Below are 21,940 nucleotides of genomic sequence, written 5' to 3' on the forward strand. Positions count from 1 at the left end.
AAGCACAGTCCGGATTCTGGCAGAAAGTTAATTTATTGTGACGAGATCATTGTTTTATTTGTAGCATTCGATGCCTTGTTTTTACGGACTGCCAGCCCTGCTTCGACCGAGACTGCGGACATGACCATCTACTTCACCAGCGACACCCATTTCGGCGACCGGCGCGTGCTGGGGATCGACCGGCGCCCCTTCGCCAGCCTGGCGGAGCATGACGCGGCGCTGGTCGCGCGATGGAACGAGACCGTGCGGCCGGAGGACGAGGTCTGGCACCTGGGCGACGTCGCGCTCGGGCCGCCGCCGGAGGCGGTGGCGGCGCTGCTGGCCCGGCTGCACGGCCGCAAGCACCTGGTCACCGGCAACAATGACGGGCCGGGGACGCTGGCGGTGCCGGGCTGGGAGTCGGTGCAGGCCTATGCCGAGCTGAAGATCGAGGGCCGGCACCTGATCCTGTGCCACTACCCGTTCCGCACCTGGAACCAGATCGGCCGAGGGTCGCTGAACCTGCACGGCCATTCGCACGGCATGCTCGCGCCGATGACGCGGCAATACGATGTCGGGGTCGATGTGCAGGAGCTGCGGCCGGCGACGCTGGATCAGATCATCGCGCGCAAGCGCCGGCGGAAACCGTTGGCTGGAAAGAAGACTCCGGAAGAGGGGTGATCAGACCTCGGGGTCCGGCAGCGGCCGGCGGCACCGGTTCGGGCCGCGATTGGCCTTGCGCAGCGCGGCATGCAACTCGCGCTCATGCCCGTCGTCGTCGCCCATGGCGGCTGCCAGAAGCCGCATCCAGTTCAACACCCGTCGCATCGGCTGGCTCCCCTTCCAAGGAAGTCTGACACCTATGTGACGACGTTACGGGAATTATGTCAAATACAAGCCGGGGACAATTTTGTTACGGAGCGTTGCCGGACCGGTTCAGCCCAGGCGACGCAAGGCCTCGGCGGTGGCGGCGTCGGCCGGGAAGAAGGATTCCACCGCCAGCTCCGACAGGGTGACGTCGACCGGCGTGCCGAACACGGTGGTGGTGGACAGGAAGGACAGCACGCCGGAGTCGGTGGCCAGGCGGAACGGCACCACCACGTCGGGATGCGCCTCCTCCGGCGGGGCCAGCACGGCAAGGGTCGCGGGCGGGGCCGGATAGGCCTGCAGCTCCGCCAGCAGTTCGACCAGCACCGGGTCGCCGGCCGTCTCGACCTGGCGCTGCAGCCGCTCCAGCAGATGGCCGCGCCACTCGGCATAGTTCACGATCCGCGGCGCCAGCCCGTCCGGATGCAGGCCCAGCCGCAGCACATTCACGGGCGGCTGCAGCAGATCCTGCGATACCCCGCCCAGCAGCAGCGGCACCGCGGCGTTGGCGGCCACCAGCCGCCAGTGCCGGTCGACCGCCAGGGCCGGGTTCGGCGCATGTGCCTCGATCACCCGCTCCACCGCCCGCCGGGCCAGGGCCAGCGCCGGGTCGTCCAGCGGCCGCACCGGATAGGCCGGGGCGAAGCCGGCGGCGACCAGCAGCGTGTTGCGCTCACGCAGCGGCACCTCCAGCCGCTCGGCCAGGTGCAGCACCATCTCGCGGCTCGGCCGCGACCGCCCGGTCTCGATGAAGGAGAGGTGGCGGGTGGAGATGTCAGCCTCGCAGGCGAGGTCGAGCTGGCTGAGGCGGCGGCGCCGGCGCCAGTCGCGCAGATGGTCGCCGAAGCTGGGAGCGGTGTGGGCCATGCCCGACGATAGCCGGCGGAGGGCGGCGCATCCATGACCTGGCAGGTAATCGCTTTCGCCGTACGGGCCGGACAGGATCCGGCCATCGCAACCACCGATGGAGAGCCGAGATGACCGCCACCGACCTGGTCGACCGCTACATCGCGATCTGGAACGAGACCGATGCCGGCCGCCGGCGCGCTTTGATCGACGCCACCTGGACCGAGGGCGCCTTCTATCTCGACCCGATGATGCGGGGCGACGGCCGGGCCGGCATCGACGCCATGATCGCCGCGGTGCAGGAGCGGTTCCCCGGCCACCGCTTCCGCCGCGTCGGCCCGGTCGACGAGCACAATGGGAAGGTGCGCTTCCGCTGGGAGCTGGGACCGGACGGCGCGCCGCCGCTGGTCGCCGGCACCGATTTCGGCGAAATCGCCGGCGGCCTGCTGTCCGGCATCACCGGCTTCCTCGACCAGGCCCCGGCGATGGCGGCGTGACGGGACGGGGCGGACCGGGAAGGCCCGCCCCTGCCCTTTCATTCAGCCGGCAGGCGCAGCGCCAGTCCGGTGACGACCAGCGCCGCCGCGGCGCAGAACCCGGCCAGCGCCAGCCCGGCCGGCAGCACCAGCACCGCCAGCGTGCCGGCGGCGCCGACGATCAGCCCTTCCAGGCAGGCATAGAGCGCGGTGGCGGTGCCGGCGACATGGCCGAAGCCCCGCAGCGCCCCGTTGGCGGTGACGGCGCAGGTGACCGAGATGCCGGCCGAGATCACCCAGACCGGCCCCAGGAAGGCCCACAGCGACGGGCCTGTCACGACCTGCCCCAGCGCCAGCAGCACCGCCCCGGCCAGCAGCAGCGCCATGCCGCGGGTCAGGCAGCCGCGCCGGCCCCAGCGCGCGGTGAAGCGGCCGGCGAAGCGCGCGGTCGCGATCATCACCAGGGCCGCGGTGCCGAAGGCCAGGCTGAAGCCGATCGGGTCGAGGCCCAGCCCGCCGATCAGCACCGCGGGCGCGGTCGAGAAATAGACGAAGAACGCGCCCATCGCCGCGCTGAAGCCCAGCGTGTAGGTCCAGAACGGCCCGCTGCCGAGGATGGCGCCGACATGGCGCAGCCGCACGCCGTCGCCATCCTCCGGCCGCGTCTCCGGCCAGCGCCAGAGCGCCTGCAGCCCGGCCAGGACGCCGAGCCCGGCCAGCAGCCAGAAGATGGCGCGCCAGCCGAAGCCATGGTCGACCGCGGCGCCGAGCAGCGGCCCGAAGGCCGGCACGAAGGCCAGCATCGAGCCGAGCAGGCTGTAGATCACCGCGCCCTCACGCCGGGTCGCATAGACGTCGCGCACCGTGGCGAAGGTGGCGACCAGCATGGCCGCCGCGCCGGCCGCCTGGGCCAGGCGCAGCGCCAGGAACAGGCCGGCCGAGGCGGTCAGCGCCAGCCCGGCCGAGGCCAGGGTGAACAGGAGCGCACCGCCCAGCAGCACCGGCCGCCGGCCGATGCGGTCGGACAGCGGCCCGAACAGCAGCTGGCCGCAGCCGAGCAGCAGCAGATAGAGGCTGAGGGTCAGCTGGACCAGCGCCGGCGTCGCCGCCAGGGCCACCGGCATTTCCGGCACCACCGGCAGGTAGACATCCATGCCGAGCGAGGCGATCAGGTCGAAGGGGGACAAGAGCAGCAGCGTGGCTGCCAGGGAATAGGGCCATGGCCTGGGTGCAGGCATGGGAAGACCTCCGCGGAAAGGGGATTTCGGCGGCGGTCCGCATCAGGACTGGGAAGGCCGTGATCGGGCGCGCCGCAACAACCGGACGGGTTGGTGCGGCTCAGCGGGTTGCGGTGGAGTCGGTCCTCATCGCAGGTCTCCGGATAACGGCGGGATTGGCTGTAGCCGGTGCGGGACGGGGCGTCAACCGAGCGACACCACTCCACCAACCGTCATTGCGAGCGTAGCGAAGCAATCCAGGGCGGTTTGGCGTAGCCCCTGGATTGCTTCGTCGGCTTCGCCCCCTCGCAATGACGGTATGGGGTTTGACGATACGTGATCCTTGGCCCGATCCAGGCTAGGCTGCGCCTCCCCTTTCCTGCGCAACGGGCGGCACGATGGTCTCCTTCCTCAAATCCCTGTTCGGCGGCGGCAAGCGCGAGGAGGCCTCGCCCGGCGAGGCCCCGGCCGGGCCGGCGGTCGAGTACAAGGGCTTCCGCATCCGCCCGGCCCCGTTCCAGGCCGGCGGCCAGTACCAGACCGCGGGCCTGATCGAGAAGGACTTCCCGGAGGGCACCAAGACCCACCACTTCATCCGCGCCGACAAGCACGCCAGCAAGGACGACGCCACCGCCTTCTCGGTGACCAAGGCGCAGCAGATCATCGACGAGCAGGGCGACCGCGTGTTCGCGGACTGACGCCGTCCGCCATTACCTGCGAGGGTATTGGTTCCGTTCCCGGCCGCGGCGATCCTCGGGGCATCTGCAAGCCCCGAGGACGAGATGCCGGTCTCCACCACCGCCCGCCCCGGCGACACCGCCGTCGCCATCATCGTCACCCTGCATGTGAAGCCGGGCCGCGAGGCCGAGTTCCTGGGCCTGCTGACGCCGGTGCTGGACGCGATGCGGCACGAGCCGGGCTTCATCAACGCCGTGCTGCACCGGTCGCCGGACGACCCGACGCTGTTCATGATCTATGAGACCTGGGCCGACCTCGATGAGCTGGTGCAGGTGCAGATCCCCCGCGCCTACCGCCAGGCCTATATCGCGGCGCTGCCGGACATCCTGCGGCAGGAACGCGGCATCGCCATCTGGCAGCCGATGCGTGGCGATTTCGCGACGGCTATCAGCTGAAGAGGAACGCGCACCCAATGCCGTCATGGCGAGCCCCGAAGGGGCGTGGCCATCCAGGGGCCAGTGCGAGCGGCCCTGGATGGCCACGTCGCTACGCTCCTCGCCATGACGGCATAGGATAAGCTCACCGGCTCTTAGACGGCTTGTCCCGCAGACCACCCCGACGACCACGCCCACTGGAAGTTGTAGCCGCCGAGCCAGCCGGTGACGTCCACCACCTCGCCGATGAAATAGAGGCCGGGCACCGCCTTCGCCTCCATCGTCCGCGAATCGAGGCCGACGGTGTCGACCCCGCCCAGCGTCACCTCGGCGGTGCGGTAGCCCTCGGACCCGGCCGGCCGCACCCGCCAGCCATTCACCGCCTCCGCCACCCGGCGCAGCACCTTGTCGGACAGGTCGGCGAGGTTGCCGGCCGCGCCCTCGGCGTCGGCGATCGCCTGGGCCAGCCGCTTCGGCAGCGCCTCGGCCAGCACCGTGTGCAGGGCCCGGCGGCCACTGGCGGCGCGGGCGCCGCGCAGCCACTCGAACACGTCGGTGCCCGGCAGCATCGACACCTCGATCTCCTGCCCCTCGCGCCAATAGGAGGAGATCTGCAGAATCGACGGGCCGCTGAGGCCGCGATGGGTGAACAGCATCGCCTCGCGGAACCGGGTGCGGCCGCTGCCGATCTCAGCGGCGTCGACGGCGATGCCGGCCAGCGGCTTCAGCCGCTCCAGCAGCGCCGGCTCGAAGGTCAGCGGCACCAGCGCCGGCCGGGTCTCGGTGACCTTGAGGCCGAAGCGGGCGGCGAGGTCGTAGCCGAAGCCGGTGGCCCCCATCTTCGGGATCGACCGGCCGCCGGTGGCGACCACCAGGGACTGGCAGCGCACCGGCCCCGTCGCCTCGCCCGCCAGCGCCAGGACGAAGCCGTCGGCGTCGCGTTCGACCGAGTCGACCCGGGTGGACAGGCGCAGCGTCACGCCGGCCCGGCCCATCTCGGCCAGCAGCATGTCGATGATCTGGCGGGAGGAGCCGTCGCAGAACAGCTGGCCCAGCGTCTTCTCCTGCCAGGCGATGCCGTGGCGGTCGACCAGGGCGATGACATCGCGCTGGGTGTAGCGGCGCAGCGCCGAGATGCAGAAATGCGGGTTGGCGGAGATGAAGTTGGCCGGCGCCGCGTGCAGGTTGGTGAAGTTGCAACGCCCGCCGCCGGAGATGCGGATCTTCTCGCCCGGCGCGGCGGCATGGTCGAGCACGAGCACCGACCGGCCGCGCCGGCCGGCCTCGGCCGCGCACATCATCCCGGCGGCCCCAGCGCCGATCACCACCACGTCGAAGGACTGCACCGGGTCTCCGTTCCGGCCGGATCACGCCCAATCTTGCGCGCAACCTCTCCCGCCTGGCGGGAGAGGTCGGGCTCGCGTCAGCGAGACCGGGTGAGGGCTGGTCCCGGCCTCGACAAAATCCCCTCACCCGGAGCCGCTTCGCGTCTCCGACCTCTCCCGCAAGCGGGAGAGGCAATACATTGCCGCCCTCAGGCCACCAGCGGCGCCACCTTGGCCTTCAGCGCCGCCTGCAGGTCCTGCGGCCTGAGGCGGATCTGCAGCCCGCGCTGGCCGCCATTGACGAAGATCTCGGCCTCGGCCATCGCCGCTTCCTCGATCGCGGTCGGTACCGGCCGCTTCTGGCCCAGCGGGCTGATGCCGCCGACATGGTAGCCGGTGACGCGCTCGGCATCGGCCGGGCGCATCATCTGCGCCGATTTGGCGCCGAAGGCCGCGGCCAGCTTCTTCATGCCGACCTCGCGGTCGGACGGCACGACGACGCAGACCGGCTTGCCGTCGGCCTCCGCCATCAGCGTCTTCAGCACGATCCGCGGCGGCACGCCCATGGCCTCGGCCGCCTGCATCCCGATTCGGTCGGCGCCGGGGTCGTAGTCATAGGTCGCGACGGCGAAGCCGATGCCGGCGCGTTCCAGCGCCTGGGTGGCGCGGGTGGTCTTCGACATGACGGCCCGCGCCTCTCAGGTCAGCGCTTGACGCGCGCCTTGCGGGCGGCATAGCGGGCGTCGCGCTCGGCCTTCTGCTCGGCCAGGAGGGCGACCATCCGCTCGGCCTCCTCGCGCCGGGCCCGGGCCTCGGCCTCGGTGGCCTCGGCCTTCAGCCGCGCCTCTTCCTGCGCCCGCGCCTCCGCCTCGGCTTTCAGCCGTGCTTCCTCGGCTTCCCGCGCCGCACGTCGCTCGGCCTCGCGCTTCTCGCGCGCCTCGGCGACGGCCTGCCGCTCCGCTCGCTGCCGGGCCAGCTCCGGATTGTCCGGAGAGACCTTGGCACGGAACCGCTCCAGCGCCGCCTTCTTTGCATTCTGAGCGCTGCTCAGCCGGTCCCCGAACCCCTTTTCCTTATACCCGCTCATCGTTCCGTCGACTCGTTGCATGTATCCCCGATTCACCGGCGGGGGATGAATGCCTCCCGCGCGGACGCCCTAGATATGCTTCCTCACCGGCGGTGCCAACTGCCGTTCCGGCATGCCGGTCACGCGGCCGGGCCGGCCCTGCCGGCTCGCGAGGGATGAATCCGCTCGCCGCGTGCCAGCATGGCGACGAAATCGGCGATTCGGCGGGCACGGGTCTCGGGCTTCCTGGCGGTCTGCACACGATACAGCACGGCGTACCGGTTGCGCGAGTCGAGCGTGGCGAAAAATGCCGCTGCCACGGGATTGTCATCGAGCGCCGCCTGCAGGTCGTCCGGCACGCCGCGATGGCGGCTGAGGCCGTAGGCCGCCTGCCATCGCCCGTCGCGCCGCGCCGCCTCGACCGCCGCCAGCCCGGCCGGCGCCATCCGCCCGGCGGCGATCAGCGCCTCGGCCTTCTCGCAGTTGCGCTGCGACCAGGCGCTGCGCGGCCCGCGCGGGGTGAATTTCTGCCGCCAGGCGACGGCATCGCCACCCTGCTTGCGGCCGTCAATCCAGCCCTGGCAGAGGGCGAGGTCCAGCGCCTGCTCATAGCTCACCGACGCCGCGCCCGAGCCGGCCCGGGCGATGGCCAGCCAGACGCCGGGAGAGGTCGCGTGATTCGCCGCCAGCCAGGCCGCCCAGGACTCGGCGTCGGCGCAGCGCAGCAGCGGCAGGCCCTGGTGCTCGCCCAACTGTTCGGGGCCGGTCATGCCGCCTCACCGCCGCTGGAACAGCTTCTCGATGTCGGACAGCTTCAGCTCGACATAGGTCGGCCGGCCGTGGTTGCACTGGCCGGCATTGGGCGTGACCTCCATGCTGCGCAGCAGCGCGTCCATCTCCGCCGCGTTCAGGCGGCGGCCGGCGCGGACGCTGCCATGGCAGGCCATGGTGGCGCAGACATGGGCCAGGCGTTCGGTCAACGGCCTGGCATCGTCCCATTCCGCCAGGGCGTCGGCCAGGTCCTGCACCAGGCCGGGCACGTCGGACTGGCCCAGCAGGGCCGGCACGCCGCGCACCACCACGGCGCCGGGGCCGAAGGGCTCGAGCTCCAGCCCCAGCTCGCCCAGCTCCGCCTGGCGGGCGGCGAGGCGGTCGACCGAGGCCTCGTTCAGCTCCACCACCTCCGGCAGCAGCAGGCCCTGGCTCCGGACCGTGCCGGACAGCAGCTCGGCCTTCATCCGCTCATAGACGATGCGCTCATGCGCCGCGTGCTGGTCGACGATCACCAGCCCATCGGCGGTCTGGGTGACGATGTAGGTGGCATGGACCTGCGCCCGGGCGGCGCCGAGCGGATGGTCCGGCGCCGGCTCCTCCACTGCGACCTCAGCGCGGGCCGAGGGACGGGCGAGGTCGGACGCGATCGGGGCCTGCCAGGCGGCCGCCGATTCGGCCAGGCCGGCGGGCGGCCGCGCCGGGCCGCGGGTCTGGAACCAGGAGGTCTGGCCGCTGAACCGGGACAGCGGGGCCTGCATCGGCGCGGGGCCGTCAGGCGCGCCCCCGCCCTGGGTGACGAACGCCGCCAGCGTGTCGGCGCCGACGCTGGTCGAGGCGCGGTGGCCGGCGGCGGCGATGGCGTGGCGCAGGGCGCTGACGATCAGCCCGCGCACCAGCGCCGGGTCGCGGAACCTTACCTCGGCCTTGGTCGGGTGGACGTTGACATCGACCTCCTCCGGCGGCAACTCGAGATAGAGGGCCAGCACCGGGTGGCGGTCGCGCGGCAGCACATCGGCATAGGCGCCGCGGATGGCGCCGAGCAGCAGCCGGTCGCGCACCGGCCGGCCGTTGACGAACAGGTACTGCGCCTGGGCGGTGGCGCGGTTCAGCGTCGGCAGCGCGGCATGGCCGGTCAGGCGCACGCCCTCGCGCACCGCGTCGATCGGCAAGGCGTTCTCGGCGAAGTCGCCGCCCAGCACGGCGCCGACGCGGGCCAGCCTGGCGTCGAACAGCTCGCCCTGCGCCGCCTCCAGCCGCAGCAGGGTACGGGCGGCGTCGGATACCGTGAAGCTGAGGGTCGGGTGGGCCATGGCCAGGCGCTCGACCACGTCGACCGTCGCCTGGGTCTCGGCCCGCTCGCCCTTCAGGAACTTCAGCCGTGCCGGGGTAGCGTAGAACAGGTCGCGCACCTCGACCCGGGTGCCGTGGTTCAGCGCCGCCGGCACCGGGGCCGCCACCGCGCCGCCCTCGACCGACAGGCTCCAGCCCTCGGCGGCGTTCCGCGGGCGGCTGGCGATCGACAGGCGCGACACGGCGCCGATCGAGGGCAGCGCCTCGCCGCGGAAGCCGAGGGTCGAGATCCGCACCAGATCGTCGTCCGGCAGCTTGGAGGTGGCGTGGCGCTCGATCGCCAGCACCAGCTCCTCCGAGTCCATGCCGGCGCCGTCATCGACCACGGCGATCAGGCTGCGGCCGCCGTCGCGCAGCGACACGTCGATGCGGCGGGCGCCGGCGTCGATCGCGTTCTCCACCAGCTCCTTCACCGCCGCGGCCGGGCGTTCGATCACCTCGCCGGCGGCGATCTGGTTCACCAGGGTCGGCGGCAGGCGGCGGATGGTGCGCAGGGACTCGATGGTCATGCCGCCGATTCTAGAGCCGGATCGCGCCGGAGGGAATCGGTCAGGACAGCCCGATCAGGACGGGTCGTCGATCAGCGTGCCGGAATAGACGACCGGCCCGGTCGGGGCGCCGGTGGGGGAGCCGCCGGCCGGCTCGACGCTGACCGCCAGCGTGCCGCCCTCGAGGGCGGAGCCGCGCAGTGCCTCCGGGATCGCCAGGCGCTTGCGGCCGCCGGTGTCGATCAGGCCGAGCGAGCGCGGCGCGGCGCCGGCGGCGACGAACCACAATTCGAGGCTGCGGTCGGCCGGCACCTCGGCCCGCACCGGCCGGACCTGGACCACGCCGGCGCGGGTGTCGACCCGGACGATCAGCGCCGGCAGGTCGCCGCCGCGATTGACCACCGCGACATAGCTGTCCGGGCGGGCGGGCAGCTCGCCCCGCGGCAGCAGGATGAAGGCGGCGAGGCCGGCGGCCAGCGCCCCGGCCGCCAGGGCGGCGCTGCGCCACCAGGCGCGCGACCGGCGCAGGCGCGCCTCGGCGGAGAGCGTCAGCACCGCGGGGTCCGCGGCGGCGGGCGGCGCCTCGGGACCGATCGCCCGCTCCAGCGCCGCCCAGACCCGAGGATCCGGCTGGACCGGCGGCACCTGCGCCGCCAGCCCGGCCAGGCGCCGCTCCCAGGCCGCGACCTCGGCCCTGAGCGCCGGGTCGGCCGCCAGTTCGCGCTCGAACACCGCCCGCTCCTCCGCCGGCAGGGTGCCGAGGACGTATTCGGCGATCCGGCCCTCCTGCTCCTCGGTCATGGTCCGGCTCCGTCCATGCAGTCCCGCAGGGCGGCCAGGCCGCGATGCAGCCAGGTCTTGATGGTGTTGACCGGCCGGTCGAAGCGGGCCGCCAGCTCCTCGCGCGAATAGCCTTCATAATAGGCCAGCAGCACGCAGCTGCGGTGGCTGTCCTCCAGCAGGCCCAGGCAATGGCCGAGCTGACGCAGGGCGACGAAGCCCGGCCCCTCGGCGCGCGGATCGGGGATCGCCTCCAGCCAGTCGCGGCCGTCCTCGTCCGGCTCGACCAGCACCTCGCGCCGCTGCCGGGCGACGTCGATCGCGCGGTTGCGGGCGATCGCCGCCATCCAGCCCAACGGCGTGCCGGTTCCCGGCGAGAAGGCGGCGGCGTTGCGCCAGATGCGGAGATAGGCATCCTGCAGCACCTCCTCCGCCGTCGCCCGGTTGCGCAGGATGCGCAGCACGATGCCGAACAGCAGCGGCGCGGTGCGATCGTACAGCGCCTTGAAGGCGCGCCGGTCCCCGCGGCCGGCCGCCTGCAGCATCCGGGTCAAGTCGTCGTCCTCGGCCGGCATCGCTTCCCGCCTCAAGGGTGCCGGGACTCTAGCAGCAGAGCCCCGGCACGCCGTCGGGAAATCGTCCAGGCTCTCGGCGGCCACTACGGCATCAGCACGGTGTCGACGACATGGATCACGCCGTTCGACTGCAGCACGTCGGGGATGGTCACCCAGGCAGTGCCGCCCTTGGCGTCGACCACCTCCAGCCGCTCATGCTTCCACTCGACGGTCAGGGGCTCGCCCTCGACCGTCTTCAGCATGGCCTTGCCGTGGCCGGCCTTGACCGCCTTCTGCAGCTCGGCCGCGGTCAGCCGGCCGGGCACGACGTGATAGGTCAGGATCTGGGTCAGCATCGCCTTGTTCTCGGGCATCACCAGAGTGTCGACCGTGCCCTTGGGCAGCTTGCCGAAGGCGGCGTTGGTCGGGGCGAAGACGGTGAAGGGGCCGGCGCCGTTCAGGGTGTCGACCAGCCCGGCGGCCTTGACCGCAGCGACCAGGGTGGTGTGGTCCTTCGAGTTGACCGCGTTCTCGACGATGGTCTTGCTCGGGTACATGGCGGCGCCGCCGACCATGACGGTGGCTTCCGCGAAGACCGGGCTGGCGGAGGCGAGGAACAGGCAGGCGCCGACGGCGCTGGAGACGATACGAACGGCACGCATCTCGGTTTCTCCCATTGGGTTGCGTCGCCGGATGACCGGGACGGGGAGGCTTTACGGAATGCGTGCCGCGAAAGTTTCAGGACCGGCGGGAAAAAGCGGTTACCAGGGAAAAGTGCCGAGCTCCGGCTCGCCGTAGAAGACCTGCCGGTCCGGCCGGATGCGGTCGACCCAGCCGGCCAGCCGCGCCGCCGCCTCCGGCGCCTCCAGATCCGCGTCGGCGCTGGCCATCTTCGTGCGGATCCGGCCGGGATGGACGGCGTAGACGGCGAGGCCGCGCGGCCCGAACTCCCGGGCCAGGCAGGCGGTCAGCATGTTCTGCGCCGCCTTGGAGATTCGGGTGGCGTAGGCGATACCGAGATGGTCGAAATCGCCAGCCGCGACCCGGCCGATCGAGCCGAGCCGGCTGCTGACATTGACGATGGCCGGCTTTTCCGCCGCCAGCAGCGCGTCGATCGCCGCCTGGCTGATGCGCAGCGCCGCCAGGCAGTGGACATCGAGCGCCTGCTGCACATCCTCGACCCGGATGCCGGCCAGCTGGGCGCCGCGGCCGGACATGCCGGCGTTGTTGTAGAGGAGGTCGACCGCCGGCGCCCGCTCCGCCAGCACCCGGCGCAGCGCGTCGGCGCAGGCCTGGTCGGTGACGTCGCCCTTCACGAGGATGCCCGCCGGCCCGGCCGCCGCGGTGAAATCGGCCGCCGCCGCGTCGCTGCGGGCGACGCCGACCACGGTGTCGCCGCGCGTCGCGTACCATCGTGTCAATTCCAGCCCCAGCCCCGCCCCGGCGCCGGTGATCACGATCCTGCGGGCCATGCCTCTTCCCCTTATGTCCGATCTGGCGGGGCAGGATGCGGCGAAGCGGCCGGCGGGGCAAGCAAGCCGCCGGTTGCCCGGCAGGTGTGGGTTTCATGATGGTGGCGGAGCGCCGATCAGGGCCGTCAGGGGCCTGATCCGGCCCGGGGCTGCCACACCTCGACACCCGCGACGACGTCGTCGACGACCTCCTGCAGTTCCGCCGGCGTGGCGCCGTCCCGCACCTGGATCGAGATTCCCTGCATGATGGCGGCCAGGTGCCGGGCCAGGCGCCCCGCCTTGTCCCCCTCCGTGAACGGCAGCAGCGCCCGCGCGATCCTTTCGCGCATGGCGTCGCGCCGCGCGGCGAGGTCGCGGGCCAGGGATTCGTGCCCCGGATGGCAGGTGATCATCCCGCTGGAGATCATGCAGCCGCGCTCCCGGTCGGGATGGGTGACCGCCCTGACCGCGGCCTCGAGCAGGTGCCGCACGGCCTCCGCCAGCGTGCCGACGGAGCCGGGCGGGTCCATCTTGAGCGCGCCGACGCCGTCCTCGTAGCGGGCCAGCGCCTCCCGGTACAGCCCGGCTTTGCTGCCGAAGGCGGCATAGAGGCTGGGCGGCGCGATCCCGATCGCCTTGGTCAGGTCGCCGATCGACACCCCCTCATAGCCGTGCCGCCAGAACAGCCGCATCGCGGTCTCGACCGCCGTGTCGCGGTCGAAGCTCCAGGGCCGCCCGCCGCGCGATTTCGCATCCGGTTCCATAGCAGCCACTAAACAACAGCTTGACAGGCACCGTCAAGTTCGTTGAATAGCGATCACTAAACAACAGGATGATGCACATGGATCGCTCACGACGCGGGTTCCTGGCCGGTGCCGCCGGCCTCGCTTTCCTGGCCAGCCGGGCCAGGGTCTCTCATGCCGCGGGGTCACCCTCCGGCCCGGCCCCGACCGAAGGCGCCGGGCGCGGGCCGTTCTCCGTGCGCTCGGCCGACGGCACGATGCTGGCGGGCGAGGCGCAGGGCGACCCCCGGGCGCCCGAGATCCTGTTCATCCACGGCCTGCGCCAGAGCCGGCTGAGCTGGGACAGGCAGTTCGCCGATCCGGCGCTGGCGGGCTTCCGCCTGGTCCGCTTCGACCTTCGCGGCCACGGCGATTCGGACAAGCCCGACTCCCCGGACGCCTATGCCGACGCCGACCGGTGGGCGGATGACGTCGCCGCCGTGATCGCCGGCGCGGGGCTGCGCCGCCCGGTGCTGGTGGGCTGGTCGCTCGGCGGCTTCGTGGCCGGTGCCTATCTGCGGAAATACGGCGGCGCGCAGATCGCGGGGATCAACCTGGTCGACGCCGTCACCAAGCTGTCGCCGGACCTGCTGACACCGCTGGCCGGCGATTTCGCCCGGACCGCGATCTCGCGCGACCTGGCGGAACGGACCGCGGCGACGGCGGAGTTCCTTGCCGCCTGCTTCCACCAGCCGCCGGCGGGGGTGGAGCTGCAGCGCATGCTGGTCGTCAACGGCATGACGGCGCGTGCCGTGAACGAAGGCTTCGTGAAGACCGCGACGCCCGATCTCGAGCCCGTCTTCCGGGCCTATGCCGGCCCGGTCCTGCTGACGCACGGGGCCCATGACCGGCTGGTCCGGCTGGCCATGTCGGAGCGGATCAAGGCGCTGCACCCGGACAGCCGCCTGTCGGTCTATGCGGAGAGCGGCCACAGCCCCTTCTACGAGGAACCGGCCCGGTTCGGACGGGAGCTCGCCGCCTTCACCACCGCCGCGGCCGGCGGCTGAGCCGCCCGGATCCGCGCGCCCGGGGCCGGCCGGTTCAGCCGCCCCGGATCGCCCGGATGTAGCGATCGGCGGAGCGCAGCACGGCGCCGCGGGCATCGGCCTTGACCTGCCGGCCGACGAAGGCGCCGTACAGCCGGTCGAATTCGTAGGGCGCCACCGCGTCGGCGATGCCCTGCACCGCCGCGGCCGGCAGCGGGATCAGGTTGGGGTAGCTGTACATGAAGGAGACCCAGCCCCGGTCCGGCACGCCCTGGATGGTGTCGCCGCTGAGCAGCACGCCGCGCCCTTCCGCCCCCGCCGCCCAGTGCAGCACCGCGGCGCCGGCGAAATGGCCGCCGCAGCGGATCGCGGTCAGGCCGTCGCCCAGATCCAGGGTCCCGCCGGTCCAGAAGGACAGCGCCGGGTCCGGGCGCTGTACCCATTCCCGGTCATCGGCATGGAGATGGACCGGGCAGTCGAAGCGGTGCGCCCAATCCACCATCGTCGTGTAGTAGTGCGGGTGCGAGATGGCGATGGCACGCAGGCCCCCCATCCCCCGGATCGCCGCCTCGGTGGCGTCGTCGAGCAGCGCCAGGCAGTCCCACATCACCACGCCGCCGCCGGGCAGCCCGATCAGGAAGGCGCGTTCGCCGATCGCGAATTCCGGCTCGACCAGCAGCTGCTGCAGGCCGGGTTCGACCGGGGTGAAGGTGACGCGGTGATCCCGCCGCAGCTCCTCCGCCGTCAGCCAGGCCTGGCCGGATTCGGGCACGTATTGCCGGTCGTCCTCGCAGATCGGGCAGGCGGCCGGCGGCGCCGGGCTGTCGGGATATTGGGTGCCGCAGGTGCGGCAGAGATAGAGAGTCATGCCGCGATCCTGTCACGGGATCGCGGCAGCCTCAATGGCGGCCACTGCTGCCCGCGCCGAGGGAGCTGCGGCCGGCATTCGGCGAGTACGGCTTGACCTCGATGCCTTCGCAGGCGGCGAGCAGCAGCAGCAGGCTGAGCAGCGACCCGATCGCGGCGAGGTGGGGGATCGACATGGCAGGCTCCGTCGTCATGGCCCTCCCCGCCATGTGGGGACCCGCCCCACCGCCGGAAAGGCCCGCGTCTAGCGCGGGCGGCGGGCGACGAAGAACAGCCGCGGGAAGGCCAGCAGCAGCTTGCCATCCGCCTTCGGCCGGTAGGCCCCGGCGATACGGCCGGTGTAGTCCGCCAGGAAGCCGGCGCGCTGCTCGCCGCTCAGCGGGTCGATGAAGGGCCGCAACCCGGTGCCGCGCACCCAGTCGACGATCGCCTCCGGCGAGGCCATCGGATGCTGGTAGGCGGTGCGCCAGACATCGGTCTCGGCCGCCAGCGGCGCCAGCAGGTCGTAGTAGGCGTCGAGCGGCAGGATCTTCGTCCGCACCAGCGCGGCCTCGCCGATCGTCTCCTTCCAGGGGCCCTCTCCCGCCACCGCGCGCATCAGCCGGTGCGTCGGCTCCTCCCGGTTGTCGGGCATCTGCACCGCCAGCACGCCGCCGGGGGCCAAGAGCCCGAACAGCCGCGGCACCAGGATCTCGTGCCCCGGCAGCCATTGCAGCGTGGCGTTGGCGTAGATCAGGTCCGGCGCGTCCTCCGGCTGCCACTCGGCGACGTCGTGCCGCTCGAAGCCGCAGCCCGGCAGGCGGGCGCGGGCATCGGCCAGCATCGCCTCGGAGCTGTCGATGCCGGTGACCCGGGCCCCCGGGAACCGCTCGACCAGCAGCTCGGTCGAATTGCCCGGGCCGCAGCCGAGGTCGTAGACCACCAGCGGCCGGCCATTCGCCGGCGGATCGAGATCGACACGGGCCAGCAGGTCGCGGGCCGGGCGCGTGCGCTCGTCCTCGTAGCGGCGGTAGAGGGCGGGGTTCCAGTCCTTGGTCATGGCGTGTCCTCGGCTCGCGGGCGGCTCGCGGGACGCGCTGGTCCCGGACACCCTAGAGATGAGCCGGGGCAGCCATCATGTCCAATAGTGTGATTCCGGCCGATCCATATGCAATCGATATGGATCGGCCGGCAAAGCTTCAGGACCAGTCGCGGATCGCGGCGAGCAGGCCGAGGGTCGAGCTGTCATGCGCGCCCGGCGCCTTTTCGCCCAGGAGCTCGGGCAGGATGGCCTTGGCCAGCTGCTTGCCCAGCTCCACCCCCCACTGGTCGAAGGAGTAGATGTTCCAGATGATGCCCTGGACGAAGATCTTGTGCTCGTACAGCGCGACCAGCAGGCCGAGGGTGTAGGGGTCGATCGTCCGCACCAGGACGGTGTTCGACGGGTGGTTGCCCTCGAACACCTTGAACGGCAGCAGCGCCTCCAGCGCCGCGCCGGACATCCCCGCCTTGGTCAGCTCCGCCCGCACCTGGTCCGGCGTCTTGCCGACCATCAGCGCCTCGGTCTGCGCCAGCACATTGGACAAGAGGATCGGGTGGTGGTCGTCGATCGGGTTGTGGCTCTCCACCGGCGCGATGAAGTCGGCGGGGATGATCTTCGTCCCCTGGTGAATCAACTGGTAGAAGGAGTGCTGGCCGTTGGTGCCGGGCTCGCCGAAGATCACCGGGCCGGTCTGGTAATCGACGCGATGGCCCTGGCGGTCGACCGACTTGCCGTTCGACTCCATGTCCGCCTGCTGCAGATAGGCCGGCAGCCGGTGCAGGTACTGGTCGTAGGGCAGCACCGCATGGGTCTGCGCGTCCCAGAAATTGACGTACCAGACGCCGAGGATGCCCATCACCGCCGGCAGGTTCTGCTCCAGCGGGGCGGAGCGGAAATGCGCATCCATGGCGCGGCCGCCGGCCAGGAACCGCTCGAAGGCGTCGGCGCCGATGCCGATCATCACCGGCAGGCCGATCGCCGACCACACCGAGTAGCGGCCGCCGACCCAGTCCCAGAAGCCGAACATGTTGGCGGTGTCGATGCCGAACTTCGACACCTCGGCCGCATTGGTCGACAGGGCGGCGAAATGCTTGGCGATCGCCGCCTCCGGCGCGCCGGAATGCAGGAACCAGCGCCGGGCGGTGTGGGCGTTGGTCAGCGTCTCCTGCGTCGTGAAGGTCTTCGACGCGATCAGGAACAGGCTGGTCTCGGGGTCGATCCGCTTCAGCGTCTCGGCGATGTGGGTGCCGTCGACATTGGAGACGAAGTGCAGCTTGATGCGTGGGTGCTGATAGGGCACCAGCGCCTCGGACACCATCACCGGGCCGAGGTCGGAGCCGCCGATGCCGATGTTGATGACGTCGGTGATCGGCTTGCCGGTATAGCCGGTCCAGCTGCCGTCGCGCACCGCGTCGGAGAATTCGCGCATATGCTTCAGCACGGCCGCCACCTCGGGCAGCACGTTCTGGCCGTCGACCGTGACCGAGCCGGTCAGCTCGGCCCTGAGCGCGGTGTGCAGCACGGCGCGGTGCTCGGTGCCGTTGATCAGGTCGCCAGCGAACATGCGGTCGCGCCAGCTTTCGACGCCCTGCTGGCGGGCGAGGGCGAAGAGGAGGCCCAGCGTCTCCTCGGTCACCCGGTTCTTGGAATAGTCGAGCAGGACATCGCCGAGGCGCAGCGAGAAGCGGTCGAAGCGCTTCGGGTCGGCGGCGAAGAGGTCGCGCATCTGCACGCCCTCCATCGTCTTGCGGTGCGCGTCGAGCGCGGTCCAGGCGGGCGAGCGGGTCAGATCGGACATGGGCAGGCGCCTCCGGTGCGGCAGCGTGTCGGATCAAGAAAAACGGGCCGGCATGGGCCGGCCCGCGGAACTCTACCTTCAGAAGGTCGGGACGAGCCCTTCCAGCGGCGCCGGCCGCTTGCGGATGATGATCGGCGTGTCGCCGGTCGTCAGCGGCTTGCCGGCCTCGGCATTGGTGTTCAAGCGCGCCGATTCCTTGTAGGGATCGACCACGGTGCCGGGCAGCGGCTTGGAGTTCCAGAACATCAGGCGGTCGATGAAGCCGTCGTCGCTGGCCGCCCGCTGCGTCGTCTCCTGGTCCACCGTGCCGCGGATGTCCTGGTCCGCCTGCCCGGCCTTGGCCAGGATGGCGGAGGCGCCGGCCCCGGTCGCGGCGGGAGCCGCGGCGGCGGGCGTCACCTTCTGGCCCTGGCCGAACAGGATGGCTTCCGCCTGCTCGCGCGGCTGGGCCTCCTGCGGCCGCGGGGCGCCGGGCGTCGGCGGCGGCAACTCGTCCATCGAGGTCGGCATGGCCAGCGGCGCGCGCGGCATCACCGCGAATTCGTCGGGGGTCGACCGGTCGTAGCCGATCATCTCCTGCACCGTCTGGTTCCCGCCGCAGCCGGCGACGGCGAGGGTGGCGACGACCAGGCCGGCCAGCGTGACCAGCCTGCCCCGCCGCGCCCGCACGGGCTGGGACAGGGAGGTGGACTGGAGAAAACGAGACTGCCCGCTCACATTCGATCCCTCTGCTGCGCCGTCACCGGGTGCGTGCGCCGGCCGAACAGGCTGTCCGCGATCAGCAGCATCACCCCGATGCTGATCGCGCTGTCGGCCACGTTGAACACCCAGAAGGAATACTCCCCGGCGTGAAAATGCAAGAAGTCGGCGACGGCGCCGAAGCGCAGCCGGTCGATCACGTTGCCGATCGCCCCGCCGATGATCAGCCCGACGCCGAGGGCGACGAGGCCCCGGTCGTTGCGCCACAGCCACGCCACCAGCCCGGCGACGACGGCGGCCGCGACGGCCGACAGGCCCCAGCGCGCCAGCGGCGTATCGCCGGCGAGGAGACCGAAGCTGATTCCATAGTTCCAGACCATGGCGAAATCGAGGAAGCCGGTGATCCGGATCGGCGGCGCCCAGCTGGCGGTGGTGATCGGGTCGGGCAGGCCGAACAGGCTCTTCAGCACCCACCATTTGCTGATCTGGTCGGCGACCAGGATCACGACGGCGATGACGATGCCGCGCCGGAACAGCCGCGGATCGCTCATGCCGGAGCCCCGATGCCGATGGCGTCCACGGCATCGGCACAGCGGACGCACAGGTCCGGATGGGCCGCCACCGTGCCGACCTCCGGCAGGACCTTCCAGCAGCGCTCGCAGCGATGGCCCTCGGCCGAGGCGACGACCACGCCCACGCCCGGCACGTCGGGCAGGGTGAAGGCGCCGTCCGGTGCCGCGCCAGTCTCGACCGTCAGGCCGGAGGTGATGCACACCTCGGCGAAGTCGAGGCTGCGCAGCAGCTCCGCCTCCTCCGCCCCGGCATGCAGCACCGGATGGGCCTGCAGGGACGAGCCGATGCGCTTGGCCGCGCGCTCCAGCTCCAGCGCGCCGGTGACCACGCGGCGCAGGTCGCGCAGCCGGGCCCAACGCGCCGCCAGCGCGTCGTCGCGCCACGCCTCCGGCACCTCCGGGAAGATCTGCAGATGGACGCTGCTGTCGGCCCCGTCGCCGTGCCGGGCCAGCCACGCCTCCTCCGCCGTGAAGCAGAGGATCGGCGCCAGCCAGACCGTCAGGTGGTCGAACAGGATGTCGAGCACGGTGCGCACCGCGCGGCGGCGTGGATCGTCCGGCCGGTCGCAGTACAGCGAGTCCTTGCGGATGTCGAAATAGAAGGCCGACAGGTCCACGGCGCAGAAATTGTGCAGCGCCGTCGACAGCGCGTGGAAGTCATAGGCCTCGATCGCCCGGCGGACCGTGCCGTCCAGCTCCTGCAGCCGGTGCAGCACCCAGCGCTCCAGCTCCGGCAGCTCCGCGGCCGGCAGCCGCTCGGCCTTCTGGAAGCCGTCGAGGGCGCCCAGCAGGTAGCGCAGCGTGTTGCGCAGCCGGCGATAGGCGTCTGCCTGGTACTTCAAGATCTCCTTGCCGACGCGCATATCCTCGGAATAGTCGGTCGAGACCACCCAGAGGCGCAGGATGTCGGCGCCGGACTGGTCGACCACCGTCTGCGGCGCGACGACGTTGCCGAGCGACTTCGACATCTTCCGGCCCTGCTCGTCGAGCGTGAAGCCGTGCGTCAGCACCGCGTCATACGGCGCCCGGCCGCGCGTGCCGCAGCTTTCCAGCAGCGAGGAGTGGAACCAGCCGCGATGCTGGTCCGAGCCCTCGAGATACAGGTCGGCCGGCCATTTCAGGTCGGGCCGCTGCTCCAGCACGAAGGCGTGGGTCGAGCCGGATTCGAACCAGACGTCGACGATGTCGAAGATCTGCTCGTAATCCTCGGCCTTGAAGGTCTCGCCGAGGAAGAACTGGGCGTCGTGCTTGTACCAGGCGTCCGAGCCTTCGAGCTCGAAGGCCGCGGCGACGCGCTGGCACACCGCCGGGTCGCGCAGCGGCTCGCCGGTCACCTTGTCGACGAAGATCGCGATCGGCACGCCCCAGGCGCGCTGGCGGCTGATCACCCAGTCCGGCCGGCTCTCGATCATCGAGAACAGGCGGTTGTAGCCCTGCTCCGGCACGAAGCGGGTGTGGCGCAGCGCCTCCAGCGCCGTCTCGCGCAGCCCGTTCGTCTCCATCGAGATGAACCATTGCGGCGTGGCGCGGAAGATCAGCGGCGCCTTGGAGCGCCAGCTGTGCGGGTAGGAATGGCGGATCTGTCCCTTGGCCAGCAGGCCGCCGGCGGCCTCGACCGCCGCGGTGACGACCTTGTTGGCGTCGCCCTTCTTGCCGTCCGGCCGGTAGATCACATGGCCGGCGAACAGCGGCACGCTGACATGGTAGCGGCCGTCCTCGGTCACCGTCTCGCTGGCCGGGATGCCATGGGCGCGGCCGAGGTCGAAGTCGTCGGCACCGTGGCTGGGCGCGGTGTGGACCAGGCCGGTGCCGGCATCGACCGTGACATGGCCGCCGGGCAGGAACGGCACCTCGAAGTCGTAGCCCTGCCCCGCCAGCGGGTGGCGGGCCACGGTGCCGGCAAGCTCGGCCCCCGCGAACTTGTCGATCGCGGTCCAGCCGGTGACGGCGAGGTCCTTGGCCACCGCATCGGCCAGCGCCGTGGCCAGCAGCAGCGTCTCCCCGACCTTGGCCAGGCTACCCTCGGCCACGGCGTCGACCCTGTAGACGCCGTATTCGAAATCCGGGCCGTAGGCGATGGCGCGGTTGGCCGGCAGGGTCCAGGGCGTGGTCGTCCAGGCCACCGCCGCCGCGCCGTCGAGCGACGGCCGCGACGCCTTGGTGACGGGGAAGCGCACCCAGACCATGTCGGAGGTCAGGTCCTGGTACTCGACCTCGGCCTCGGCCAGGGCGGTCTTCTCGACCACCGACCACAGCACCGGCTTCAGCCCGCGATACAGGCCGCCATTGAGCAGGAACTTGTGGATCTCGCGGACGATCTGCGCCTCGGCCGCGTCGGTCATGGTCAGGTACGGATCGGCCCAGTCGCCCATCACGCCGAGGCGCTGGAACTGCTCCGACTGCACCCCGACCCAGTGCCGGGCGAAGGCGCGGCATTCCTCGCGGAACTGCAGCACCGGCACCGCGTCCTTGTCCTGGCCGGCCTTGCGGTACTTCTCCTCGATCTTCCACTCGATCGGCAGGCCGTGGCAGTCCCAGCCCGGGACATAGACGGAATCCCGGCCCAGCATCTGCCGGGTGCGGACGACGATGTCCTTCAGGATCTTGTTGACGGCGTGGCCGATATGGATGTCGCCATTGGCGTAGGGCGGGCCGTCATGCAGCACGAACTTCTCCCGCCCCTTGGATGCGGCGCGGATCCGGCCCAGCAGGTCGGTCTCCGCCCAGCGGGCCAGCAGTTCCGGCTCCTTCTGGGGCAAACCGCCACGCATCGGGAAATCCGTCTTCGGCAGGAAGACGGTGGATCGGTAGTCGGAAGCAGCCGGGGCGGCGCCCGGTGTCTCGGCAGGCTGGGCGGTCATGACATGAAGGCTCGTGGATCCACGCGGGGCTCAATACCCGCTTTGACGCTCGGATGCCAGCCGGACGAC

At 71.4% G+C, this 21,940-nt stretch carries 25 protein-coding genes; 5 read left to right on the plus strand and 20 right to left on the minus strand.

Annotation, left to right across the window (positions count from 1 at the left end; translation table 11 throughout):
• Positions 1–120: 120 nt before the first annotated feature.
• Positions 121–660 (plus strand): metallophosphoesterase family protein, encoded by a 540-nt coding sequence (locus BWR60_RS11740; protein ID WP_088151207.1) that lies wholly within the window; start codon positions 121–123, stop codon positions 658–660.
• Here the strand turns inward: BWR60_RS11740 and BWR60_RS36975 are convergent, their stop codons facing one another.
• Together BWR60_RS36975 and BWR60_RS11745 are read right to left on the minus strand one after the other, a co-directional pair.
• Positions 661–807, minus strand: coding sequence for a hypothetical protein (locus BWR60_RS36975; RefSeq protein ID WP_179221726.1), 147 nt, complete (start codon positions 805–807; stop codon positions 661–663). It lies immediately after the preceding gene.
• 108 nt (positions 808–915) lie between these two features.
• On the minus strand, positions 916–1,713 hold the full coding sequence (locus tag BWR60_RS11745; RefSeq protein ID WP_088151208.1) for a helix-turn-helix domain-containing protein: 798 nt from the start codon (positions 1,711–1,713) through the stop codon (positions 916–918).
• Between the two features lie 110 nt (positions 1,714–1,823).
• Between BWR60_RS11745 and BWR60_RS11750 the strand changes: the two genes are divergently transcribed.
• Positions 1,824–2,189 (plus strand): nuclear transport factor 2 family protein, encoded by a 366-nt coding sequence (locus BWR60_RS11750; protein WP_088151209.1) that lies wholly within the window; start codon positions 1,824–1,826, stop codon positions 2,187–2,189.
• A gap of 38 nt (positions 2,190–2,227) precedes the next feature.
• On the opposite strand, the gene cml is transcribed toward BWR60_RS11750, so the two are convergent.
• Positions 2,228–3,406: a CmlA/FloR family chloramphenicol efflux MFS transporter gene (cml, locus tag BWR60_RS11755; RefSeq protein ID WP_088151210.1), complete on the minus strand. Its 1,179-nt coding sequence runs from the start codon at positions 3,404–3,406 to the stop codon at positions 2,228–2,230.
• A 377-nt stretch (positions 3,407–3,783) separates the two neighbouring features.
• On the opposite strand from cml, the gene BWR60_RS11760 reads away from it, so the two are divergent.
• On the plus strand, positions 3,784–4,083 hold the full coding sequence (locus BWR60_RS11760) for an HlyU family transcriptional regulator (RefSeq protein ID WP_088151211.1): 300 nt from the start codon (positions 3,784–3,786) through the stop codon (positions 4,081–4,083).
• An 84-nt stretch (positions 4,084–4,167) separates the two neighbouring features.
• Positions 4,168–4,518 carry a putative quinol monooxygenase gene (locus BWR60_RS11765; protein ID WP_088151212.1) on the plus strand — a complete coding sequence of 117 codons (351 nt, stop codon included), beginning with the start codon at positions 4,168–4,170 and terminating at the stop codon, positions 4,516–4,518.
• Positions 4,519–4,652: 134 nt separating this feature from the next.
• Here the strand turns inward: BWR60_RS11765 and BWR60_RS11770 are convergent, their stop codons facing one another.
• From BWR60_RS11770 to BWR60_RS11815, 10 genes are all read right to left on the minus strand, one after another.
• The gene (locus tag BWR60_RS11770) at positions 4,653–5,843 is read right to left on the minus strand and encodes an NAD(P)/FAD-dependent oxidoreductase (RefSeq protein WP_088151213.1); all 1,191 of its coding nucleotides are present in this window, start codon (positions 5,841–5,843) and stop codon (positions 4,653–4,655) included.
• Between the two features lie 188 nt (positions 5,844–6,031).
• On the minus strand, positions 6,032–6,505 hold the full coding sequence (gene ybaK, locus BWR60_RS11775; protein ID WP_088151214.1) for a Cys-tRNA(Pro) deacylase: 474 nt from the start codon (positions 6,503–6,505) through the stop codon (positions 6,032–6,034).
• 20 nt (positions 6,506–6,525) lie between these two features.
• Entirely contained in the window at positions 6,526–6,909 is a 384-nt protein-coding gene (locus BWR60_RS11780) for a DUF6481 family protein (RefSeq protein WP_088151215.1), read from the minus strand.
• Between the two features lie 119 nt (positions 6,910–7,028).
• Positions 7,029–7,658 (minus strand): YdeI/OmpD-associated family protein, encoded by a 630-nt coding sequence (locus BWR60_RS11785; RefSeq protein ID WP_088151216.1) that lies wholly within the window; start codon positions 7,656–7,658, stop codon positions 7,029–7,031.
• 6 nt (positions 7,659–7,664) lie between these two features.
• Positions 7,665–9,521, minus strand: coding sequence for a DNA mismatch repair endonuclease MutL (gene mutL, locus BWR60_RS11790; RefSeq protein WP_088151217.1), 1,857 nt, complete (start codon positions 9,519–9,521; stop codon positions 7,665–7,667).
• A 54-nt stretch (positions 9,522–9,575) separates the two neighbouring features.
• Positions 9,576–10,301: an anti-sigma factor gene (locus BWR60_RS11795; protein WP_088151218.1), complete on the minus strand. Its 726-nt coding sequence runs from the start codon at positions 10,299–10,301 to the stop codon at positions 9,576–9,578.
• Entirely contained in the window at positions 10,298–10,855 is a 558-nt protein-coding gene (locus tag BWR60_RS11800; protein ID WP_088151219.1) for a sigma-70 family RNA polymerase sigma factor, read from the minus strand. Before BWR60_RS11800 ends, BWR60_RS11795 begins: the two co-directional genes overlap by 4 nt.
• An 83-nt stretch (positions 10,856–10,938) precedes the next feature.
• A complete protein-coding gene (locus BWR60_RS11805; protein ID WP_088151220.1) occupies positions 10,939–11,496 on the minus strand; it encodes a fasciclin domain-containing protein in 558 nt (185 codons plus the stop codon).
• 99 nt (positions 11,497–11,595) lie between these two features.
• Positions 11,596–12,306: an SDR family NAD(P)-dependent oxidoreductase gene (locus tag BWR60_RS11810; protein WP_088151221.1), complete on the minus strand. Its 711-nt coding sequence runs from the start codon at positions 12,304–12,306 to the stop codon at positions 11,596–11,598.
• A 125-nt stretch (positions 12,307–12,431) separates the two neighbouring features.
• Complete coding sequence (locus BWR60_RS11815; RefSeq protein ID WP_088151222.1) at positions 12,432–13,049, minus strand: TetR/AcrR family transcriptional regulator; 618 nt, start codon at positions 13,047–13,049, stop codon at positions 12,432–12,434.
• Positions 13,050–13,126: 77 nt separating this feature from the next.
• Here BWR60_RS11815 and BWR60_RS11820 point away from each other — a divergent pair, with 77 nt between their 5' ends.
• Positions 13,127–14,074: an alpha/beta fold hydrolase gene (locus tag BWR60_RS11820; RefSeq protein WP_088151223.1), complete on the plus strand. Its 948-nt coding sequence runs from the start codon at positions 13,127–13,129 to the stop codon at positions 14,072–14,074.
• Between the two features lie 34 nt (positions 14,075–14,108).
• On the opposite strand, the gene BWR60_RS11825 is transcribed toward BWR60_RS11820, so the two are convergent.
• From BWR60_RS11825 to ileS, 7 genes are all read right to left on the minus strand, one after another.
• Positions 14,109–14,921, minus strand: a complete 813-nt coding sequence (locus BWR60_RS11825) for an MBL fold metallo-hydrolase (protein WP_088151224.1) — start codon at positions 14,919–14,921, stop codon at positions 14,109–14,111.
• A gap of 31 nt (positions 14,922–14,952) precedes the next feature.
• Positions 14,953–15,096 (minus strand): hypothetical protein, encoded by a 144-nt coding sequence (locus tag BWR60_RS36980; protein WP_179221727.1) that lies wholly within the window; start codon positions 15,094–15,096, stop codon positions 14,953–14,955.
• A 68-nt stretch (positions 15,097–15,164) separates the two neighbouring features.
• A complete protein-coding gene (gene tam / locus BWR60_RS11830; protein ID WP_088151225.1) occupies positions 15,165–15,959 on the minus strand; it encodes a trans-aconitate 2-methyltransferase in 795 nt (264 codons plus the stop codon).
• Between the two features lie 139 nt (positions 15,960–16,098).
• Positions 16,099–17,739, minus strand: a complete 1,641-nt coding sequence (gene pgi / locus BWR60_RS11835; protein ID WP_088151226.1) for a glucose-6-phosphate isomerase — start codon at positions 17,737–17,739, stop codon at positions 16,099–16,101.
• 78 nt (positions 17,740–17,817) lie between these two features.
• Entirely contained in the window at positions 17,818–18,456 is a 639-nt protein-coding gene (locus BWR60_RS11840; RefSeq protein WP_144445597.1) for a DUF3035 domain-containing protein, read from the minus strand.
• Positions 18,453–18,989: a signal peptidase II gene (gene lspA / locus BWR60_RS11845; protein ID WP_088151228.1), complete on the minus strand. Its 537-nt coding sequence runs from the start codon at positions 18,987–18,989 to the stop codon at positions 18,453–18,455. Before lspA ends, BWR60_RS11840 begins: the two co-directional genes overlap by 4 nt.
• A complete protein-coding gene (ileS, locus tag BWR60_RS11850) occupies positions 18,986–21,871 on the minus strand; it encodes an isoleucine--tRNA ligase (RefSeq protein ID WP_088151229.1) in 2,886 nt (961 codons plus the stop codon). Before ileS ends, lspA begins: the two co-directional genes overlap by 4 nt.
• Positions 21,872–21,940 lie beyond the last annotated feature (69 nt).

This window comes from Inquilinus limosus (assembly GCF_002195995.1).
Taxonomy (GTDB): Bacteria; Pseudomonadota; Alphaproteobacteria; order DSM-16000; family Inquilinaceae; genus Inquilinus; species Inquilinus limosus_C.

Bases quoted from the DNA above. Each gene is read 5' to 3' on its own strand.
- BWR60_RS11810 (WP_088151221.1), bottom strand. From the start codon at position 12,306: ATGGCCCGCAGGATCGTGATCACCGGCGCCGGGGCGGGGCTGGGGCTG.
- BWR60_RS11740 (WP_088151207.1), top strand. From the start codon at position 121: ATGACCATCTACTTCACCAGCGACACCCATTTCGGCGACCGGCGCGTG.
- pgi (WP_088151226.1), bottom strand. From the start codon at position 17,739: ATGTCCGATCTGACCCGCTCGCCCGCCTGGACCGCGCTCGACGCGCAC.
- BWR60_RS36975 (WP_179221726.1), bottom strand. From the start codon at position 807: ATGCGACGGGTGTTGAACTGGATGCGGCTTCTGGCAGCCGCCATGGGC.
- BWR60_RS36980 (WP_179221727.1), bottom strand. From the start codon at position 15,096: ATGTCGATCCCCCACCTCGCCGCGATCGGGTCGCTGCTCAGCCTGCTG.
- tam (WP_088151225.1), bottom strand. From the start codon at position 15,959: ATGACCAAGGACTGGAACCCCGCCCTCTACCGCCGCTACGAGGACGAG.
- mutL (WP_088151217.1), bottom strand. From the start codon at position 9,521: ATGACCATCGAGTCCCTGCGCACCATCCGCCGCCTGCCGCCGACCCTG.
- cml (WP_088151210.1), bottom strand. From the start codon at position 3,406: ATGCCTGCACCCAGGCCATGGCCCTATTCCCTGGCAGCCACGCTGCTG.
- BWR60_RS11815 (WP_088151222.1), bottom strand. From the start codon at position 13,049: ATGGAACCGGATGCGAAATCGCGCGGCGGGCGGCCCTGGAGCTTCGAC.
- BWR60_RS11765 (WP_088151212.1), top strand. From the start codon at position 4,168: ATGCCGGTCTCCACCACCGCCCGCCCCGGCGACACCGCCGTCGCCATC.
- BWR60_RS11820 (WP_088151223.1), top strand. From the start codon at position 13,127: ATGGATCGCTCACGACGCGGGTTCCTGGCCGGTGCCGCCGGCCTCGCT.
- BWR60_RS11780 (WP_088151215.1), bottom strand. From the start codon at position 6,909: ATGAGCGGGTATAAGGAAAAGGGGTTCGGGGACCGGCTGAGCAGCGCT.
- BWR60_RS11785 (WP_088151216.1), bottom strand. From the start codon at position 7,658: ATGACCGGCCCCGAACAGTTGGGCGAGCACCAGGGCCTGCCGCTGCTG.
- BWR60_RS11805 (WP_088151220.1), bottom strand. From the start codon at position 11,496: ATGCGTGCCGTTCGTATCGTCTCCAGCGCCGTCGGCGCCTGCCTGTTC.
- BWR60_RS11825 (WP_088151224.1), bottom strand. From the start codon at position 14,921: ATGACTCTCTATCTCTGCCGCACCTGCGGCACCCAATATCCCGACAGC.
- BWR60_RS11795 (WP_088151218.1), bottom strand. From the start codon at position 10,301: ATGACCGAGGAGCAGGAGGGCCGGATCGCCGAATACGTCCTCGGCACC.
- ybaK (WP_088151214.1), bottom strand. From the start codon at position 6,505: ATGTCGAAGACCACCCGCGCCACCCAGGCGCTGGAACGCGCCGGCATC.
- BWR60_RS11750 (WP_088151209.1), top strand. From the start codon at position 1,824: ATGACCGCCACCGACCTGGTCGACCGCTACATCGCGATCTGGAACGAG.
- ileS (WP_088151229.1), bottom strand. From the start codon at position 21,871: ATGACCGCCCAGCCTGCCGAGACACCGGGCGCCGCCCCGGCTGCTTCC.
- lspA (WP_088151228.1), bottom strand. From the start codon at position 18,989: ATGAGCGATCCGCGGCTGTTCCGGCGCGGCATCGTCATCGCCGTCGTG.
- BWR60_RS11760 (WP_088151211.1), top strand. From the start codon at position 3,784: ATGGTCTCCTTCCTCAAATCCCTGTTCGGCGGCGGCAAGCGCGAGGAG.
- BWR60_RS11800 (WP_088151219.1), bottom strand. From the start codon at position 10,855: ATGCCGGCCGAGGACGACGACTTGACCCGGATGCTGCAGGCGGCCGGC.
- BWR60_RS11745 (WP_088151208.1), bottom strand. From the start codon at position 1,713: ATGGCCCACACCGCTCCCAGCTTCGGCGACCATCTGCGCGACTGGCGC.